The sequence below is a fragment of the Lacticaseibacillus styriensis genome (assembly GCF_030770295.1).
In the GTDB taxonomy this organism is placed as follows: domain Bacteria; phylum Bacillota; class Bacilli; order Lactobacillales; family Lactobacillaceae; genus Lacticaseibacillus; species Lacticaseibacillus casei.
Genome location: NZ_CP132483.1, coordinates 401,732 through 420,671, shown reverse-complemented (window position 1 = coordinate 420,671; position 18,940 = coordinate 401,732). Strand labels below are relative to the sequence as shown.

Here is an 18,940-nt window from a genome sequence, read left to right as displayed (position 1 = left end):
CCCTAATGTTCGCCAGTTAGTGTTTACTCAATCAAAGTCTTAGGTTGAATTATAACGCCATTTAACCTTGTGAACTAGCGCTTAAGCTTTTCTTGATGCCACACAAAAAGCGCCTTTGCTTACAAGGCAAAGACGCTTCGGTGAAAACGCTAACCTTCTGATCAGGCTAAGTCTTCTCCATTACTTTGAATCACTTTGCGGAACCAGTCAAAAGAATCTTTCTTGCTTCTGGCAAGCGATCCCTTTCCCTGATCATCCTTGTCAACATAAATAACACCGTAACGTTTGTCCATCTGCCCGGTACCTGCAGACACGAGATCAATGATTCCCCATGGCGTGTAGCCCATAAGGTTAACCCCATCGACTTCAACTGCTAATTTCATTTGCTCGATATGCTGACGGAGGTAATCAATGCGATAATCGTCGTGGATACTGCCATCTTTTTCAACCTTATCAAAAGCGCCCAGACCATTCTCAACAATGAATAGTGGCACGTCATAGCGATCACTGAACCAGTTAAGCGCATACCGAAGACCTACAGGATCAATCTCCCAACCCCAGTCTGAGCGCTGGAGCGTTTCATTTTTAACTTCTCGGTTGTTACCCAGCGTGATAAAATCTTTTGGTTCATCGGCTCCGGCTTTAATGACATGTGATGCATAGTAAGAGAACCCAATATAGTCGACTTTCCCAGCTAATAAAACATCACGGTCCTCCAGCGTTATGTCGAGATCAAACTTTCGCCGATCAAAGTAACGTTCTAGGAAACTTGGGTAACGTCCCTTTACCTGCACGTCAGCCAAATAGTAATTCATCTGCATGAGCCGCTCTGCTTTAAATACATCGTTTGGATTCGGCGTTGCTGGGTACACAGGCCCCATCGCCACCATACAGCCAATCTGGAAGTCCGGATTAATTTTATGACCGACTTGAACTGCCAATGCACTAGCTACCGCTTCGTAGTGAGCTGCTTGAAACATGACCTTTTCTTTATCTTCACCAGGTTGGATAACTAAACCTGAATTCGTGAACAAAGACCACTCGTTCAACATGCCAACCTGATTATTAATTTCGTTAAAGGTCATCCAATACTTGACCTTATCTTTATAACGATCGAAAACGACTTTCGCAAATCTAACAAAAAAATCAATGAGCTTACGATTGCGCCATCCACCATAAGCCTGTACTAAGTGATATGGCATTTCAAAGTGTGATAGCGTAATAACGGGTTCGATATGGTGTGCTAAAAGATCATCAAACAGATCATCATAAAACTTCAAGCCCTTCTCGTTAGGTTGATCCTCGTCCCCGTTTGGAAAAATGCGGCTCCATGCAATACTTGTCCGAAAACAATTCAAGCCTAGTTCCGAAAAAAGTTCAACGTCACCTTTATAGCGATGATAGAAATCGATGGCTTCATGATTCGGATAATTCTCACCTGGTTTAACGCCATCCGTGATGCGCCGACTAGTTTGATGATCACCCGCCGTCATAACATCGGCAATGCTAACGCCTTTACCGTCTGAATCCCATCCACCTTCGAATTGATGAGCGGCAACTGCGCCACCCCATAGAAAACCTTTAGGAAATGCTGACAAATCTTTTCCTCCTCTTCAACGTAATCGATATGACTACAAATCTTTTTAATTAAGCAGCTGCTTCTTCTGCTCCCTTAGCTTGCTCGTCTTTGTATAACTTGCCATCATAAAACTTAATGAACGGGACCCAGATTAGGAAAGCAACAAAGGCGCAAACGAACGCAAGCACAATGGCTCGCCAATCCCCTGCAGTTCCGATAAATCCAGATAACCCAAGTGGTGTCGGCCATGCAGGTTGAGCAATCATCGGCTTAACAAGATGTAAGTCAATTGCAAAGTAAGCGATCGTCATTGAAGCCATTGGCGCTAAGAAAAATGGAATCGCAGTATACGGGTTATAAACAACCGGCATCCCAAACAAAATGGGTTCATTAATATTGAAGAAAGCAGGTACAATCGATGCTTTACCCAAAGCACCCAGCTGAGCTGATTTTGCAAAAAACGCAATGAAAACAACCATACCGAGCGTTGCACCAGATCCGCCAATTGTGACAAAGCAATTATTAAACTCACCTGCAAATGGAATATTGGCACCTTTTTGATTTAACTGCATATTGGACAGAACAATTGGCGTTAAAAATGACGTTACGATTGTTGCTCCGTGGATACCAACAATCCAGAGGGCATGCATAATGAAGTACACAACCAGCAAACCGACCCACGTACTTGTCAGATTCGTCACAAAGCCAAACGGGATCGCCACAATCTTATAAATGTCGGTATTAAAGGCCATTAACACGCCATTAATGACAATTACCGTTAACGCGATAGCTGCTGTCGGAATTAATGCTGTAAATGAACGTGAAACGCCCGCCGGAACTGTGTCTGGCATCTTAACGACAATATTCTTTTTAACAAACCATGCGTATAACTTCACGGCGATAATAGACATGATGATGGCTGTAAAAATACCTGTTGTTCCAAGACGGGTGACCCCGCCTGCAATCGCATAACCATCAATAATCTTGCTATTCTTTGTAATTTCTGTGACTAATGTTGCTGTCCCACCTTTAAAAACTAATTCTGGTATACACATGAAGAAAGCCATCATGGAAAGCAAGGCACCGTTTAAAGGATTAATATCAATTTTCTCTTCTTGCGCCTGAATTCGCGTGTACTCATATCCGAAAACAAGGCAAAAGTATAGCGCTAAGATTCCCATCGTGGCACCATTTGCCAACATGTAAAGATTAGCAATTTTATCAAACGAGACTTTCCAAATCCCAGCCAAAGCCGGAAAACTTTGTGGCAACACACTAATAATCAGGAACATTGATCCGACAATTGTGAATGGAATAGAAGCCATCCCTGCAGCCATGACACCACGCACAATTCTAAATGAGGCAAGCTTTCCCATTGGCCCCATTAGATGATCATTCATAAACTTAAATAACTTGTTGTTGCTTGAATCCATATTTTTCTCCCCATTTCGGTTTACTCAAGGCTTTGAGCGAATCTGTGAATCTGCTTCAGATACCGATCTTTGTTTGTTTCAATCAAATGAACCCGCGCCAAAATATAGAAGCTTAACCCCATGCCGATTAGTAATATGGTCGTGACAAGTGATATCCCTTTTGGCCCGAAAAATGGAAATACTTTTGGCCCAAAGCCAGTCGCAACTAATACCAACGCGGCAAAATTACTGAGCAGTTGCACAAGGTAACCTATTTTGGTAACTGGCAACTTATTGTCTCGTCGCCAATATTTGCTGGCTTGTTCACCTGCTACTGCCGTAGTGATGATTAATAACGCTAATGGCCACCACTTGATAAATCCCACAGCACTAAAGCTCAAAACAAACCAGTATAAATTAGCAAAGAAAAAAGCAGCGGTCGTGTACCGGATCAATAGATAGCGATTAAAATACATACTGGTTAGGCTCAGCTCTCGGCGACCTTTGTCATACTTTGATTTAGTCGGTGACGGCATTGCGTTGACATCCTCCTCAGTTATTTGACTTTTCCAAAATCTTTCGGTAAAGATCAACGATTTCCCCTGCTAAATCCCGAAAAGTAATAGCATTCATAACGTGATCTTGACCATGAACCATTAATAATGAGACCGGTTGATGATGACCTTGAGCCTCATCTGTTAACATCCCGGTTTGGGCATTGTGCGCATCTGCCAAAAACTTATCGGCTTCTTTAAGCTTTGCCTCTGCAGTATCAAAATCCCCGGTTTTTGCAGCCTTGATCGCTTCAAAGGCAGATCCTTTCGCATTGCCTCCCGCCATGATCAGCTGCATCACTACAAGTTGCTGTTTCTCGTCCATAAGAGCCCCCTACTTTTTGTCAATCAAATCAAGTGCCGCTTTGAGAACTTTGTCACCCTTCATCAGCCCATAATCTTGCATGTTGATAACCTCAACAGGGATGCCTAAGTCTTTCTTGAAATCATTTTCCAGATAGCGGACTTGAGGTCCTAACATCAATACGTCAGGATTTTCGGAATCCAGTTTGTCATGAGCATCGGCCGTAGAAGTTGCAAAGATCTTTGCATTGACACCTTCTTTTGCTGCAGCATCCTCCATCTTTTTAACGAGCATGCTGGTGGACATACCAGCAGCACATACAAGCATGATTGTCTTTTTGGTCATAGCAATCTCCCTCACTTTATTTTTTGTAATGAAAATCTTCTTGGGAAAGTAACGCGCGCGTTGCGTTCTAAAAGTCATTCGAATGAATATTCGTTCGAATGACTTTATATTAGCAGGTAACGCCCATTTTGTAAACGGTTTCTTCCTGAGCTGTCCAAAATAATTCCCCGAATCCCAGTGTGACCGCATTTGCACCCTCAAGCCGGTTAATAAATTCTCGTACACAGCAAAAATATCCCCAAACCTAATTGCCCGGTTCGAGGATATTTTTGGAATGGTCTTTTGATTTTAACTTTCCGCATTCTTACGGTAACTAGCTACTACTACATCCAGCTCTCCAGAAGGCTCACAATTCGGTTAATGCGACATGAGTTTGCTTCGAATAACTCAGATCCTCGCCATTCGAGGCAATCACCTGCTGGTACCAGTAGAAAGATGCTTTACGCGTTCGCATGAGACTTCCATGGCCCTCATCATCCTGATCGACGTAGACAAAACCATAACGCTTAGACATTTCCGACGTACCTGAGGAAACCAGATCAATAGACGACCATGCTGTATAACCAAGGAGATCCACCCCATCTATCAGCGCTTCTCTAACTTGTTCTAAGTGTTTTTGTAAGTAGTCAATCCGATACGTATCAACTACCTGCCCCTTTTCATCTGGAACGTCCTCTGCACCGAGGCCATTTTCGACAATAAATAGCGGTACTTGGTAGCGATCGTAAAAGGTGTTTAACGTATAACGCAGGCCTTTGGGGTCAATCTGCCATCCCCACGCAGAACTTTCGAGATAAGGATTCTTCAGAGAACTTCTTAAGTTTCCTTCCGTTGTCGCCGAAGCCTCCGGAGCCGCACTTGTCACGTTCGATACATAGTAGCTAAATGCCAAATAATCAGCTGTATAGTTTTTCAACAACGCTTCATCTTCCGCTGCCCAAACAATCTTCACATTGTTATCGGCAAAGAAACGCTTCATGTAGTGCGGATAGGCACCTCGCACCATCACATCTGTGTAGAAGAAATTGTCGTGTTGTTCATCCAGCATCATTTGCAAAACATCATCCGGATTACTAGTCGCGGCATAGGTGGTAAACCGCGCGATCATGCAGCCCATCTTGGCATTAGGATTGATTTCACGTAACCGCTTCGTGATCTTAGCCGCGGCAACAAACTGATGATGAACCGCTTGATAACAATCTTGAAGGTAGTTCGCACTCTTATCTTCCACCACACCCGTTGACTTAAACGTTGAGAACCGTCCAGCGTTAATTTCATTAAAAGAAATCCAATATGGCACACGCTGACCGAAACGTGCGAACAAACTGTCAGCATACCGATAAAACATGTCGACCACGCGCCGATCTGCCCATCCATTGTAGCGATTAACCAACGCCAAGGGCATCTCGAAATGTGAAATCGTCACTAGCGGTATCATGTGATGCTTTTCAATTTCCGTTAGAACACGATCGTAAAAATCTAACGCTGCCTGATTCGGGGTTAACTCTTCGCCAGTCGGGAAAACCCGGCTCCACTTGATAGAGAAACGAAACACCTTAAACCCCATTTCTGCACAAAGCGCGATATCTTCTTTATAGCGATGGTAAAAGTCAACGCCATGTCGTTTAGGATAACGTGCAGTACCGGTATCAGCCATTGCAGTTTCAATAATTTCCGATGTTATTCGACGGTGCTTTGCCAAATCTTGACGATCTAGTTTCGGATCAAAAAAGGAAACATCCGAAACAGCAAGGCCACTATTGTCTTCTAAATACGCCCCTTCGGTTTGGCAGGCAGCGATGGCGCCACCCCATAGAAAATCTTTTGGAAATACATTTGTCTTTTGCATTTTTATCTTCCTCTCTACACAAGTGTTGCTAAATGTTCGCCAACGCCAATGTGTTCTTGCTTGCTTAACTCCATGCTTTGATAAGGTGCAATGCTGGTAAAGATGATCGGTGTAGTCAGATCAAATCCCGCAGCTTTAATGGCATCTAAGTCAAAATAAACCAGTGGATCGCCAACTTGCACCCGTTGGCCTTGCTTCACTTTCAGCTCAAAGTATTGACCGTTTAATTTCACTGTATCCAACCCAATATGGATTAGGATTTCGGGACCATCATCCGCCATTAACCCGATAGCATGACCAGTCTCAAAAGCAACTGTCACTGTACCTTCAACTGGCGACAAAATCTCACCTTTAGCCGGTACCACAGCCACGCCTTGACCTAAAGCACCTGACGAAAATGCTTTGTCGGCAATTGTTTCTAACGGGCAAAGCTTCCCTGTTACCGGACTAGAAATGGTAACTGCCTTCGATGGTTGCGTCTTTGCATTTAATGGCTCAGTATCCTTTTTGCTTGTACCCGATTTTTCCGGAACATCCTCAAAACCAATCAAATAGGTCAGCACTGTCGAGGTGATGAATGTAACGGCAATCGCAACGAGGAAGCCGATAAACCCTTCACCGTTTTTCCCATAAAAGGCAGGTATCATCAGAATACTGGAAGGACCCGCTGCATAACCGGCACTTCCTGAAAAGCCAACAATCCCGCCACCAATAGCAGCCGAGACGACGCCGATAATGAAGGGCCGTTTCAATCGCAAGGTCACCCCGTAAACAGCCGGTTCAGTGATGCCAAACAGTGCCGAGATGACCGCCGATGCTGACAAAGCTTTAAATTGTTTGTTCTTCGTTCTTAGCATGACACCTAGAGTAGCCCCTGCCTGCGAAAAAACAGAAATGGCGTTCGCCGGTTTAATCGGATCGCGTCCCAAGGTAGCAATATTATTCAACATCACCGGCACGATTCCCCAGTGCAATCCGAAGATAACCAGAATCTGCCACGACGCTCCCATCAGTGCGCCTGCTATGATGGGATTGATATTGAAAACCGCTGTCAAACCAGCTGCTAAGGCATTGCCGACATAAACACCAAAGGGACCAAATAGCATTAGTGTCAGAGGTACCACAGTCACAAGCACAATGGCTGGTGTCACGAAGTTCTTGATGCTCGTGGGTAAATACCGATTTAGATATCTTTCAAAGATGCTAGCAATGTAAATCGCCAAAATAATCGGAATCACTGTCGAGGTATATTTCACCATCACCAATGGAATGCCTAAAAAGTCAACAGACTTTCCCGGATCTGCCAAAGTGATGATCGTAGGATATACCAGTGTTCCGGCAATCGTGACCGCCACAAACGGATTGCCCTTAAACTTGCGTGCTGCCGTGATTGCCAGCAAAATTGGCAAGAAGTAGAACAAACTATCTCCGATTGCATTCAAGATGATATAAGTCGAAGTATTCGGCATCACCCACTTCAACTGGGTTGCGATTGCCAAAAGCCCTTTTAAGATCCCCGCACCTGCCATGACACCTAAAAGTGGCGTAAACAAGCCTGAGATTAGATCAACAAATCGGCCAAAAATCGTTTCATTTGCGTTATCTTGCGTATCTTCCTGGCGATCCTCATCAATCAAACCAGAAATTTTTCCAAACGCTTGATACACGTCGCTCACAGTGTTCCCAATGACCACCTGAAACTGACCGGCGCTTTCCATCACGGTCACAACCCGTTCCAAGGCCTCAATCTGTTCTTTGTTCGCTAATGCCCGATCCTTTAGCTTGAAGCGCAATCGTGTTGCGCAATGCACCAGTGACTTTACGTTATGCTCCCCGCCAACCTGTGCCAAGATTTGCTCGGCTAGTTGTTGATCATTCATTGAACATCTCCTCCTTAAAATCATTGCAGTTTGTTGCTTAGTAATACAGCTTGATATACGAGTTTCGTTTGATTAAGTGGCTGTAGGGCAAAATAAAAACCTGAGCACTGACAAAGAACGCATACAAGGTTGCTGTATACTTCTTTGTCAAAGCCCAGGTTTCGCCTGCCGAACAGTCACAATCCACTCGTCTTCAACTGAATTATTAAGATGGCTTTATGGTAACGGTTACATTTACATGTGTCAAGCTTTTTTTATCCAGCTTTTTAGTAAGCTCCCAAATGTTTTTTCCACAATAAACCGTTTCGTTATCACACAACTCACGGTGAAGCATCTTCCCGCTCACTTGCGCGCACTTGCAGTCGATTAAGGTGAATCATCAGATATAGCATTTCTTCAGTTGTCAACGTCATTCCAAACGTATTGGCAACATAATTCGCAATTTTGCAACAAACTTGATAGGCATCTGGATGCTTCTGCTTCATCAACAAGTACAGTTCCAAGTCATTGCCCTGAAGCATGGCATCCTGTATGATCCGCTGAACAAAGAACTTGAGGTGCGTCAATAAGCGATAATCGTTTAATGAATGCTCATCATAAGTACCGTGAAAAGCATACTTGATAATATTGAGCATGGCATAAACTTCCTTCATAATCTCGATTGTCGTCCCCATCTCCTCGTTCATTTCCGCATTAATGAGATGCATCGCTACAAACCCAGCCTCATCAAGTGGCAAGTGAACGTTTGTCTCCGTAGCAACTATTTCCAAAAAATGTTTGGACAACATGAATTCCTTTGCATAGAGATTTCGAATTTCGTATACTAACGAATTTGTAATTAATTGTCCTTCTTCATAACGTTTAAGTGCGTGATAAATATGATCTACCAGTGATACATGCAAGCTAGCGTTCAACTTTTGGCCCAACTGCTTTGCTGCTTGATCAATGAACTGTTCCGTGACGCGTAGTATTTCATAAGGCACTTCCGCAATCAAAGCCGAAAAGTGCGATTGCATATCATCATTCTGTAAAGAGAAAAGCTTATCGACTACGGCCGGATCTAGTTGTTCCCCAGCGCTACGTTTGAAGCCAATTCCCTTCCCCATCGCAACTTTCTCGAAACCATGGTCATCTTTAACTACAATGACATTGTTATTAAGAATTTTATTAATCTCCACTTACATTCCCCCTTGTGGTCCAACTTTGAATACTATTTTATGTCAAAGTGAAAGGGGGTTTCAATGAGCTTTGGAGGAAGCTCTTGTTTTCAAACGCTTATCAAACAAAGACATTCATTTAAATTATGCATTAAATCAGCAAAGTGGAACATAATTATGAACTATTTTATCAAAACTAAAACCGACTCAATATCCTGCGTGCGATACAGAGCCGGTTTTGCATTTTCATGCAGTTACACCACAAATATTCAATTTAGTTCTTAATGTGTTTAACAGCAATCAAATCTGATTCGCGACGTCCACCGCTACTTTTCTCTAAAAAGGGCTTCAATTGAGCATATATCTTCGGTGTTGTAAGCCCGTATTCTTCCTGAAGAAATTCCGGAGTGCCCACTTGTCCGAACCTGTCATTGCATCCAATCCTCTTGAGTGGAATAGAAATTCGATTCTCGGCCATCACTTCTGCAACGGCACTTCCCAAACCACCAATGATGTTATGATTCTCGATGGTAATAACGGCTTTCTTGTATGCCATCCGTTTCAACAGCAAGTCACGGTCTAACGGCTTGATGGTAAACATATCGATTACATCTGCTGTTAATCCTTGCTCTTCTAGAATATCTGCAACATCTAATGCCTCCGAGACTAACTGTCCGGCAGCAACAATCAGATAGTCCGAGCCATTCCGAATAAGATTCCCTTTACCTAGCTTGAAATCAGAACCTGCCTCATAAATCGATCGTACACTTTTCCGATTTCCGCGAACGTAATGAATGCCTTTCATCTGACTAAAGGCTTTAATGACCCAGCTCATTTGTACTTCATCTGCTGCGTCACAGATAACAATATTAGGAATTGTCCGAAGGGTTCCGACGTCCTCATAGCTTGTATGAGTACCCCCATTAAACCCGGCGGCGAAACCAGGATCAGAGCCAAATATATTGATCGTGTTTTTCGAGTAAGCACCAGATACAAACAACTGATCAAGAGCCCGACGCGCTACAAAGGGCGCAAAAGTGTGAATAAAAGGTGTAAAACCAGTTAAGCTTAGTCCAGCAGCGACCCCCACCATATTTGCTTCCGAGATGCCAACGTCAATGAATTTATCAGGGTGTGTTTGCTTGAATTGAAGAAAATTACTGGCTCCACCAAGATCAGCATCAAGCGCGATAATCCGATCGTCTTTCTCCATCAATCCATTGAGGGTATCAACAACCGTTTGCCTAAGCTCTTTTCCCTTCGTTCTTTGTTCAGTCAACTTAAACATTTTTCTCCCCCTCAAAAATTTGCTCCAAATTCATCAATGCTTCGTCGGTTTCCTTATTGATTTTTTCATTACCAAACTTAACAGAATGGTTATCCTCCATGTCTTCAAAAAGCTTAACTCCTGCTCCTTTTATCGTATCGAGAACAATGCAAACTGCAGAATCTTCGATGGTCTTTAAATAATCAATGGCAGCGTCAATTTGCTTAATATCACGACCATCAACGGTCACAGTCGAGAAGCCAAATGCTCGCATTTTGTCGGCAATACTGAATTGTCGAATAATATCGTCCGTCCAACCATCAAGTTGCTTCTTGTTGTTATCTATGAACACGATACAGTTGTTCAGCTTATTGCTAGCAATATACTGGAACGCTTCCCAACATTGTCCTTCGTTTAGCTCACCATCTCCGACAATCAGATAAACATATGATGATAAATGTTTCTGCTTTAGTCCGGTTGCAATTCCCGCTGCTTGTGATGTCCCTTGCCCAAGCGATCCCGTTGTTGCATCAACTCCAGGGGTCTTATTGCGGTCAGGATGTGATGGTAAAATTGTCCCACCTTGGTTTAAGGTAGCCAGGACACTATCGCTAATGAACCCTGATGCTGCTAAAGCACTATATAGCGCTGGCCCCGCATGGCCTTTTGAAAGAACCAACCAATCACGATTTGACCAATGTGGTTCTTGCGGGTTAATGTGCATCTGTTTTCCGTAAAGAACTGCTAAAGTGTCTGCGATCGACAATGATCCGCCGATATGACCTTGTCCTGCTTCTTGAATTGATTTAATGGCACCATATCTAATTTTCGCAGCAAGTCTTGTCAGTTTAGATAATTCATTCGAATTCAAACTAGTCCACCCTTTCGATAAACACTATGCTGTCTCTTCATCCTTACTTATTTTCCTTTTACCAATGGCTGTCAGTGCAAACATCACAATACCAATCATGATGACCGCGCCGATGACGGCAATCTGCCCACCCATGCGGGATGACTGTCCGAGAAGTAACCCAATGATGCCATAATCTGTGTCAGAGAAAGTGGATCCTGTAAATCCTAAGTTGCTTACCAATGGCATCAGGAAAAGTGGCATAAAACTAATCACAACTCCTTGAACAAATGACCCCAAAACAGCTCCGCGGATCCCGCCTGTTGCATTCCCATAAACAGCTGATGTTGCTCCGCAGAAGAAATGTGGGACAACCCCAGGAATGACGATTGTCGTGCCAGCCATAGCCATGATAATGAGACTGACGATGCCACCAATAAAGCTTGAAAAGAAGCCAATAAGCACTGCATTAGGTGCATAAGGGAAAACAATAGGGCAGTCAAGACCGGGCTTTGAATTGGGAACCAGTCGTTCAGAAATTCCTTTGAAGGCGGGAATGATTTCTGCCAAAATCATTCGTACCCCTGCAAGAATCACATACACCCCAGCTGCAAAAGTACCAGCTTGTTGAAGTGAGAAAACAATAAAGTTAGTCCCCGCACTTAGCTTGGTTTCGATATAGGTCGATCCTGTGAAAATAGCGACAATCAGATAAACAACCATCATTGTCAAAGCAATGCTGACAGTTGAATCGCGTAAAAATGACAAGCCTTTAGGAAAGTTAATATCTTCCGTTGATTTCTTCTTATTTCCAAACCACTTGCCAATGTATCCAGCAATCATATAGCCAAAATTTCCGGTATGGGCAAGGGCGACATCATTCGTGCCGGTAATTTTCTTCGTAAATGGTTGGATAATCGCCGGAAAAATAGCCCCACACATTCCAAGAAATATTCCGCCGACAATGATCATCAGAACGTTATTCATGCGGGTTGTTGTCAAAATAACAGCTATGATACACGCCTGATAAAAAAATGCATGCCCCGTTAAATAGATATATTTAAACCTGGTGATTCTGGCAAAAAGAATATTTGCAGCCATTCCGAAAAGCATGATTAAAGCTGTCGCCGTTCCAAAGTTCTTGATAGCAATAGCAATGATTGCTTCATTATTCGGAACTACGCCGGTGACGTGAAAGGCTTGTTGAAACATCTTACCGAAAGGCGTCAAAGATCCTGTGACAACATTTGCACCAGCAGTTAACACTAGGAAACCGACAAATGTTTTAATGCCACCCTTAAGAACCTCACTAATGTGCTTTCGCTGTAAAACCAAGCCAAGAATCGCAATTAGAGCAACTAAAATGGCTGGCGTACTAGCAATATCAATTAATATTTTTAAAATCCCATTCATTTTGGTACTCCTCCTATGCTAGTGTTTCAAATTTTAGTTTTGACTTTTAAGCACTGCCTCCACTTTGGTCTTTAATTCTTTCTTATCGATAATACTGTCTAAGACAATCACGTTTTTTAAGGTGCTGAGACTATCAGCCAAATCCTTCCCGACGAAGAAGTAATCTGCGCTGCCTTCTGTTGCGCTCCCAACATCAAAATGTGCGGTTTCAATTCCGGTGACACCGAGATCCTTCAAAACACTCTGAATATTCATTTCAACCATGAAACTTGAACCGAGTCCCGATCCGCACACAGCAGCAATTTTCATTTCAATCTCCTCCTCCACTTAATAGTGAAATGATTTCGTCTTTACTTTTAGCAGCTAACAGTCGATTCAAGCTGGGCTCATCCGACAGAAACGTTGCTAACTCAGCTAAAGCTTTTAAATGGGTCGTATCATCAATGGCAGAAAGACATATAAAGAATGTCACTGCATGTTCTTTTTGGTCCAAAAGGAGTACCGGATTCGCCACTTTCAGAATCGAGATTCCAACTTTTAGTGCGCCGTCTTCAGGCCGGGCATGAGGCATTGCAATACCCTTACCAATATGAATAAAAGCACCATACTGTTCAACCTTTTGGATCATTGCATCAATGTAACGTGATTCGATGAAGCCAAAGTTTTTTAATGGCTGTGCCGCGAATCTAATAGCTTCCTTCCAGTTCATTTTTCGATCGGTTAATTGAACCATTTCGGGTGTTACCAACTCCCCGAGCATAAAGAACCTCCTCTCTTCTTTTTTGAAAAAGTTTCAAACTGCATCAAATTTCGGTAAAACTAAAGCAGCTTTATACCAGTCATTTCTTGGAAGTCCTTTTGCATCAATTCCCAGGAAGTTTCGATGCTTTCCGATAGACCAAACAGCCCACTGCGACCAATGATATAAATATCTGGTCCTGCTTCCGCAATTTTCTTAAAGTTCTGACGATTAGAAGATCCATCCATCTCGATAAGGTACTGAAAACCATTTTCGCCACGTAGCCTTCGTAGTTCCACAATCTTCTTCAGTGCTTCGCCAATGAATTTCTGACCGGCAAATCCTGGATCAACCGTCATGATCGTTACCTTATCAACCTTGTCAATAACCGGATAAATAGCATCGACAGGCGTTTCAGGGTTTAACACAACTCCTGCTTTTAACCCAGCCTCATGTATTTGATCAATAAGTCTAAACGCAATACCGTTCAACACCTCAATATGCATGCAAATCCAATCGCATTTAATTTTGATTAATTGATCAACCCAATAGTCTGGTTCATCGACCATTAAGTGAGCTGAAAGAGGCAAATCACTGATCTTTCTGACCTCTTGAATAAACCACGGAGATAAGCTGAGGTTTTTGACGTAGTGCCCATCCATAATATCTATATGGAAGGAATCAACCTTCGAATTCAAATAAGAAATCTCTTCTTTGAATTTATCAAGATTCATCGTCATTAGAGATGGTGAGAACTGAATTTGATTCATCTTTTCAACCTCTATTCTGTTTAAACTTTTCCCAGTCCTTCGTAAACTGTGCAACACCTTGGTCGGTCAATGGGTGATACCACAGGCTCTTAAACAACTGCGGTGGAATCGTTGCAATGTGGGCGCGACTCAGGGCGGCTTGTTCAACGTGCTCACGGTTCCGAATACTTGCTGCAATAATTTCAGTTGTAAATTCATATCGGTCAAATATTTGCCGCAGCTTGCTTACCAGTTCCATTCCATTAACAGCAATATCGTCTAGCCTGCCAACAAATGGCGATACAAATGTTGCTCCTGACTTTGCTGCCATAAGACCTTGCGTCACCGAAAAAACAAGTGTCACATTTGTCTTAATGCCTTCCTGACTTAGATAATGTGTCGCCAGAAGTCCTGACTCTGTCATAGGGAGTTTAATCACCACGTTATCGGACCACTTAGCCATTTTTTCTGCTTCCTCAACCATATTTTTTGGATCTAAAGCAGTAACTTCAGCAGAAATGGGACCATTGACAATTTGACTGATCTCTCGAATAACTTCTTCAAAGTCTCGACCTTCACGAGAAATAATGGTCGGATTAGTGGTAACGCCGTCAACTAAGCCTAACTTTTCGATTTGTTTAATTGCTTTTACATCTGCCGTATCAAGAAAGAACTTCATATTTTCAATTTCCTCCCAAAGCTCACACTTTAAATCACTTTGATATCATTCAAGTCAATATCTTCTTCTTCAGCTTCATTAATCTTCTCAAGATCCTCTTCGCTAACATCCTTCTTAATAAGCGCCAAAGTGACGGCTGTCACCAGAATATTCACTAATAATCCGGCTACCCCAGCCCATGGATGTGACATTGTTGGAATCATCAAGAATCCACCAAAAGGTACCGTGGCGTCAGCTCCCATGACCATTGACACTGCACCACCTGCTGCACCACCAATAGCTGTCGCAATCACGCCGCGAACGATATCATTCATAACTAGCGGAATAACGCCTTCGACGATATTGATGACTCCCATTGGCACTGCTGACTTCAATGTTTCTACTTCTACTTTCGTGTAAATGTTTTTACCAAATAGTTTGGCAACAAAGAAAGCCAAGCCGAATCCAATCGGAGTAGCTGTATTAACAAGCTGCAAGGCCGTAATGGGACCATTCAACCCTTCTGCCTGCAAAGTAAGCACAAAAGCAAAAACAGTTTTATTAATCGGTCCACCATAATCCACACCACTTAACAATCCAATCACTGCACCAAAAACGAGTAGTGATGATGAGTTAAGGCTCTTTAAGAATCCTGTCAGCATTGCCGTAAGTGCAGCTATCGGTGCCCCGATGATGTATACCATGACTAGGCCACCGATTATGGAAGCAATGAATGGTATTAACAGTGTCGGCATTAAGCCTTTTGCCCAAGCTGGGACTTTAATGAACTTGAGAACTCCTAAAACGAGATACCCTGCAAGAAACCCGCCTAAGATACCACCGATAAAGCCCGCGCTAATGGCGTTAGCAGTTAACCCAATGATGAAACCCGGAGCAATACCCGGCTTTGCCGCAATAGCAAATGCGATACCGGTCGAAATGACAACAGGCAACATGCCTAGTCCTTTGCCACCAATCGTTGCCAAAGCATCCCAGAAGTTAAATTTTCCCTGAATAAGCGCATCCTGAGCATGACCGCCAAATGCCATGCCTATTGCGATCATAAAACCGGCCCCACACACAATCGGTATCAAGTAAGAGATGGCCGTCAATAAGTTACTCTTGATGTTGAGCGATTTAAGTGCCTTCATTTTTACCCCTCCAAATCTTCATGTTGTTATGCCTGAGCTTGAGACGCTGTAGCGATGATTTCTTTGGCTTTAGCGATTAATTTGTTAGGAGACTTAATGGCAATCTCTGTTGGAACCTGAATGACCCTTTTGCCTTTAAAACGTTCTTCCCCAGATATTTTGACGTCTATTGCTAAAATGACTAAATCCGCGTCTTGTATCTGTTTAGCCGTGAGTTCATTTTCAACGCCGATTGTTCCCTGAGTTTCAATGTGAATTTCGGCTCCAGCCTTTTTCCCTGCATTCTCTAACTTTTCCTGTGCGATATAGGTATGCGCAATGCCAACAGTGCATGCGGCAACGCCGACAATTTTCATTTTGCTTCCTCCCATTCATTTAAATGCATTCACAACATCATCTTTATCTCTGGCTCGCAATAGGTTATGAACAACCTTTTCGTTCCCCAACTTCTTGGCAAAAAGCGATAAAAGCTTCAAATGAGTCTTGGCCGCCTTCTGATCATCACCAACGGCGAAGAGAATAACCACCTTGACGCCTTTACCATCAAGTGTTTCCCATGGGATTTCGTTTCTGCTAATTCCGATAGCAACACCTATCTTCTGAACGTGTTTGCTCTTGCTATGGGGAATAGCAACATAATCACCAATGCCTGTTTGCCCTTCAGATTCACGAAGGTAAACATCATCAACAAAGGCATGCACATCATCGATATAACCGTAATTGAACAAATCCTCGGCAAGTTTATTAACAATCTCAGATTTGTTTCTTGCTTTTACATTTGGATCTACAATTCGGGGATCAATAATATCAACTACATTCATCTTCATTACCACCTACTAAGTGTCTTTTTGTTCTTGGCTTTCTTCTAAGCCTTTACGATTGAGCCGAGCCCCAAAATAGTTCAGATAAGGTGCCCGCGTCGGTTTCTCTTAACAACAGCTGAATAAATTCCTCCTTGCCTAACTTCCTCATGATGTCAATGATTTGTAATTTGGTGCGTTTACTTTCATCTGTTTTTAAAAATATAAACACCATAACCTGTACATCATGAATACTGGGGCTCCATTTTCTCAGGTTAGTTTGCGGCTTAATAATTAGAAGTTTTGTTTTAGGAATAAAATCTCCTTCTACATGCGGAAGAATGACATGATCTGCCACTTGAATACTCCCCAAGTTCTCCCTATCCAGTAAGTCGATTACTAGCCTGTGTGCTTTCAAAACATCGTCTGGGAAAATCTGATTAGCAGCAAACTGATAAGCATCAGCTCGGTCTTTTAAAGCTAAATTCGAAAATATAGAGATAAGATCATTTTTCATTTCGAATTTCCTCGATTACTTTTTGAATTCTTGCCTGATCGTCTGAATTCAGCATCGCGCTGACTAATAATGACCTTACAGGCAGCTTATTTCTTAGTGCGACGGTCGTGATGATCAGTTTTGTCTGTGGGTATTTTCTTAAATACTGCTGATACTCACGAGTGTTAACAACATCAACGATATCTAGTTCAGGAAAATGCTTCTGAATTTTTGCTCTTAAAAGCTCCGATGTGCCTATACCCGTTGTACACATGACTAACGTTTGTATCGGCAGCTGATGAACTTCACTCATACGTGCGAAGTATAGTGTGATAAAGCCATTTTCATCAGCGTTAATCTGTGGCAAATGGTACTTTTCGCTCAGCTCTACTGAAACCTCAGTTACTACATCAAAGATTGTTTGGTAAGAAAGCTTTATTTGATCGAGCAAGACATTCTTAACTCGAATGTCGTTCTTCAAGCGATTCAACATTGGCTTAACGTGACTTGCTAAATCCCGAAAATTCGCGGTACCGCTAGTCTCCAAATTTAGTCGATGACCAACCTCGTGCAAATAATAATTCGCCACATCCATGACAACTTTTGAAAAGCTTGACGGCCTGTCGGATAAATCTGGCAGCCGGGACGAGACCAAATATTGAAACAAATAATACTGTTCAACATCTGGTAGATGTCGATGGAGATAACGCCCGATGTTGTCAATAGTCTGCCTGGCAATTTTCGCAATTCTTGGTTCAGTTGCCATTGTTTCCTTCTCTTCAAGCGTCAACCCCGAGTTTTGACAACCGATCATCCCCTGCTTAACTCTTGATATGAGAATGTACAAATGTGAAAAAAGATTGACATTATACGGATAAGGGACTTTCTCTCCAAGAATTTTTTCAATTGTAGATATCTGTTCTAAGACAAGCGACATGTCGTAATGATTAAATCCAGCCTTCATTGTTCCTTTAAGGTCATCAATATCAACAAAGTTTAAAGCTTGCGTTATTTCAACAATCGCCTTACGAATATTCGGCTCGCTCCCTGTTATTTGCAGGGTTCTATTTTTTCGCGTTAAATTTAGTCCATATTTTTTTAAACGCTTCGATATGACCTTCTCATCATTTGTAATCGTTGAGTCCCCAACATAAAAGTCGCTGTATAGCCTTCGAATTTTCAACGCTTTTGGCGAGGCCAGTAGTAACGCCTCCATAACCCTCTCTTGGCGATCAGCTGGTGATATATCCTCAATGTCATCGCGAGACGGTCCTTTTTGCAAAATATACCTTTCTTGATTTAGCCTATATCCTCTCCCTTTAGCTGATTCAATGACTGTTCCATCGTTTGTGGATTCATTTACTTGCTTGATTAAGCGGTAAACTGTCTTCTTTGAAATGCCTAAACGTGCAGCCAGTTCGTCAGCAGTTAAAAAATTAGTCGTTTGTGCCAACAAAAGTTGAAGCCTATATTCACGATTACCTTTTCTGTTCATAGTCAGCCTCTCCTGTAATTTAAGAATAGCCGGTTTTATTGAAAGCGCTTACCAAACTTTTGGCCATTGCACTGGCCATTTTTTGGTGAACGGGGATCGCCTCCCTCCCATTCTTGTTATAGATTTCACAACCCAATACTAAAATATCCGTCATTCATCGATTAAAGATGAGTGGCGGATATTTTCTCGACAAAGCTTTGATATAGCAATTACCAAGGATTCCTAGTTTTTGCTTTAGCGTT

Annotated in this window: 20 protein-coding genes; all 20 read right to left on the bottom strand. The window is 42.6% G+C overall.

The annotated features are described in order from the left end of the window. Positions 1 to 161 precede the first annotated feature (161 nt). On the bottom strand, positions 162 to 1,598 hold the full coding sequence (locus tag LACSTY_RS01930) for a 6-phospho-beta-glucosidase (protein WP_087911509.1): 1,437 nt from the start codon (positions 1,596 to 1,598) through the stop codon (positions 162 to 164). Between the two features lie 49 nt (positions 1,599 to 1,647). Further along, on the bottom strand, positions 1,648 to 3,012 hold the full coding sequence (celB, locus tag LACSTY_RS01925) for a PTS cellobiose transporter subunit IIC (RefSeq protein WP_087911508.1): 1,365 nt from the start codon (positions 3,010 to 3,012) through the stop codon (positions 1,648 to 1,650). 20 nt (positions 3,013 to 3,032) lie between these two features. Further along, a complete protein-coding gene (locus LACSTY_RS01920) occupies positions 3,033 to 3,527 on the bottom strand; it encodes a PTS cellobiose transporter subunit IIC (protein ID WP_087911507.1) in 495 nt (164 codons plus the stop codon). Between the two features lie 16 nt (positions 3,528 to 3,543). Then, entirely contained in the window at positions 3,544 to 3,870 is a 327-nt protein-coding gene (locus LACSTY_RS01915) for a PTS lactose/cellobiose transporter subunit IIA (RefSeq protein WP_087911506.1), read from the bottom strand. Positions 3,871 to 3,879: 9 nt separating this feature from the next. Continuing rightward, the gene (locus tag LACSTY_RS01910; RefSeq protein ID WP_087913217.1) at positions 3,880 to 4,194 is read right to left on the bottom strand and encodes a PTS sugar transporter subunit IIB; all 315 of its coding nucleotides are present in this window, start codon (positions 4,192 to 4,194) and stop codon (positions 3,880 to 3,882) included. Between the two features lie 346 nt (positions 4,195 to 4,540). Next, on the bottom strand, positions 4,541 to 6,043 hold the full coding sequence (locus LACSTY_RS01905) for a glycoside hydrolase family 1 protein (protein WP_087911505.1): 1,503 nt from the start codon (positions 6,041 to 6,043) through the stop codon (positions 4,541 to 4,543). 14 nt (positions 6,044 to 6,057) lie between these two features. Next, positions 6,058 to 7,923, bottom strand: coding sequence for a beta-glucoside-specific PTS transporter subunit IIABC (locus LACSTY_RS01900; protein ID WP_087911504.1), 1,866 nt, complete (start codon positions 7,921 to 7,923; stop codon positions 6,058 to 6,060). A gap of 320 nt (positions 7,924 to 8,243) precedes the next feature. Then, positions 8,244 to 9,101 carry a BglG family transcription antiterminator LicT gene (licT, locus tag LACSTY_RS01895; RefSeq protein ID WP_087911503.1) on the bottom strand — a complete coding sequence of 286 codons (858 nt, stop codon included), beginning with the start codon at positions 9,099 to 9,101 and terminating at the stop codon, positions 8,244 to 8,246. A gap of 253 nt (positions 9,102 to 9,354) precedes the next feature. After that, positions 9,355 to 10,368 (bottom strand): transketolase family protein, encoded by a 1,014-nt coding sequence (locus LACSTY_RS01890; protein ID WP_087911502.1) that lies wholly within the window; start codon positions 10,366 to 10,368, stop codon positions 9,355 to 9,357. Further along, on the bottom strand, positions 10,361 to 11,218 hold the full coding sequence (locus LACSTY_RS01885; RefSeq protein ID WP_087911501.1) for a transketolase: 858 nt from the start codon (positions 11,216 to 11,218) through the stop codon (positions 10,361 to 10,363). The genes LACSTY_RS01890 and LACSTY_RS01885 overlap by 8 nt, the downstream gene beginning before the upstream one ends. 24 nt (positions 11,219 to 11,242) lie before the next feature. Next, the gene (gene ulaA, locus LACSTY_RS01880; RefSeq protein WP_087911500.1) at positions 11,243 to 12,610 is read right to left on the bottom strand and encodes a PTS ascorbate transporter subunit IIC; all 1,368 of its coding nucleotides are present in this window, start codon (positions 12,608 to 12,610) and stop codon (positions 11,243 to 11,245) included. Positions 12,611 to 12,643: 33 nt separating this feature from the next. Beyond that, the gene (locus LACSTY_RS01875; RefSeq protein ID WP_087911499.1) at positions 12,644 to 12,919 is read right to left on the bottom strand and encodes a PTS sugar transporter subunit IIB; all 276 of its coding nucleotides are present in this window, start codon (positions 12,917 to 12,919) and stop codon (positions 12,644 to 12,646) included. Between the two features lies 1 nt (position 12,920). After that, on the bottom strand, positions 12,921 to 13,370 hold the full coding sequence (locus LACSTY_RS01870) for a PTS sugar transporter subunit IIA (protein ID WP_087911498.1): 450 nt from the start codon (positions 13,368 to 13,370) through the stop codon (positions 12,921 to 12,923). 59 nt (positions 13,371 to 13,429) lie between these two features. Then, positions 13,430 to 14,119: a D-allulose 6-phosphate 3-epimerase gene (gene alsE / locus LACSTY_RS01865; protein ID WP_087911497.1), complete on the bottom strand. Its 690-nt coding sequence runs from the start codon at positions 14,117 to 14,119 to the stop codon at positions 13,430 to 13,432. 4 nt (positions 14,120 to 14,123) lie between these two features. After that, positions 14,124 to 14,777, bottom strand: coding sequence for a fructose-6-phosphate aldolase (gene fsa / locus LACSTY_RS01860; protein ID WP_087911496.1), 654 nt, complete (start codon positions 14,775 to 14,777; stop codon positions 14,124 to 14,126). A gap of 29 nt (positions 14,778 to 14,806) precedes the next feature. Beyond that, positions 14,807 to 15,907: a PTS fructose transporter subunit IIC gene (locus LACSTY_RS01855; RefSeq protein WP_087911495.1), complete on the bottom strand. Its 1,101-nt coding sequence runs from the start codon at positions 15,905 to 15,907 to the stop codon at positions 14,807 to 14,809. Between the two features lie 26 nt (positions 15,908 to 15,933). Continuing rightward, entirely contained in the window at positions 15,934 to 16,263 is a 330-nt protein-coding gene (locus LACSTY_RS01850) for a PTS fructose transporter subunit IIB (RefSeq protein WP_087911494.1), read from the bottom strand. Positions 16,264 to 16,278: 15 nt separating this feature from the next. Then, entirely contained in the window at positions 16,279 to 16,728 is a 450-nt protein-coding gene (locus tag LACSTY_RS01845; protein ID WP_087911493.1) for a PTS sugar transporter subunit IIA, read from the bottom strand. Positions 16,729 to 16,780: 52 nt separating this feature from the next. Then, the gene (locus LACSTY_RS01840; protein WP_087911492.1) at positions 16,781 to 17,224 is read right to left on the bottom strand and encodes a PTS sugar transporter subunit IIA; all 444 of its coding nucleotides are present in this window, start codon (positions 17,222 to 17,224) and stop codon (positions 16,781 to 16,783) included. Further along, on the bottom strand, positions 17,214 to 18,698 hold the full coding sequence (locus LACSTY_RS01835) for a BglG family transcription antiterminator (RefSeq protein WP_087911491.1): 1,485 nt from the start codon (positions 18,696 to 18,698) through the stop codon (positions 17,214 to 17,216). Before LACSTY_RS01835 ends, LACSTY_RS01840 begins: the two co-directional genes overlap by 11 nt. Between the last annotated feature and the right edge of the window lie 242 nt (positions 18,699 to 18,940).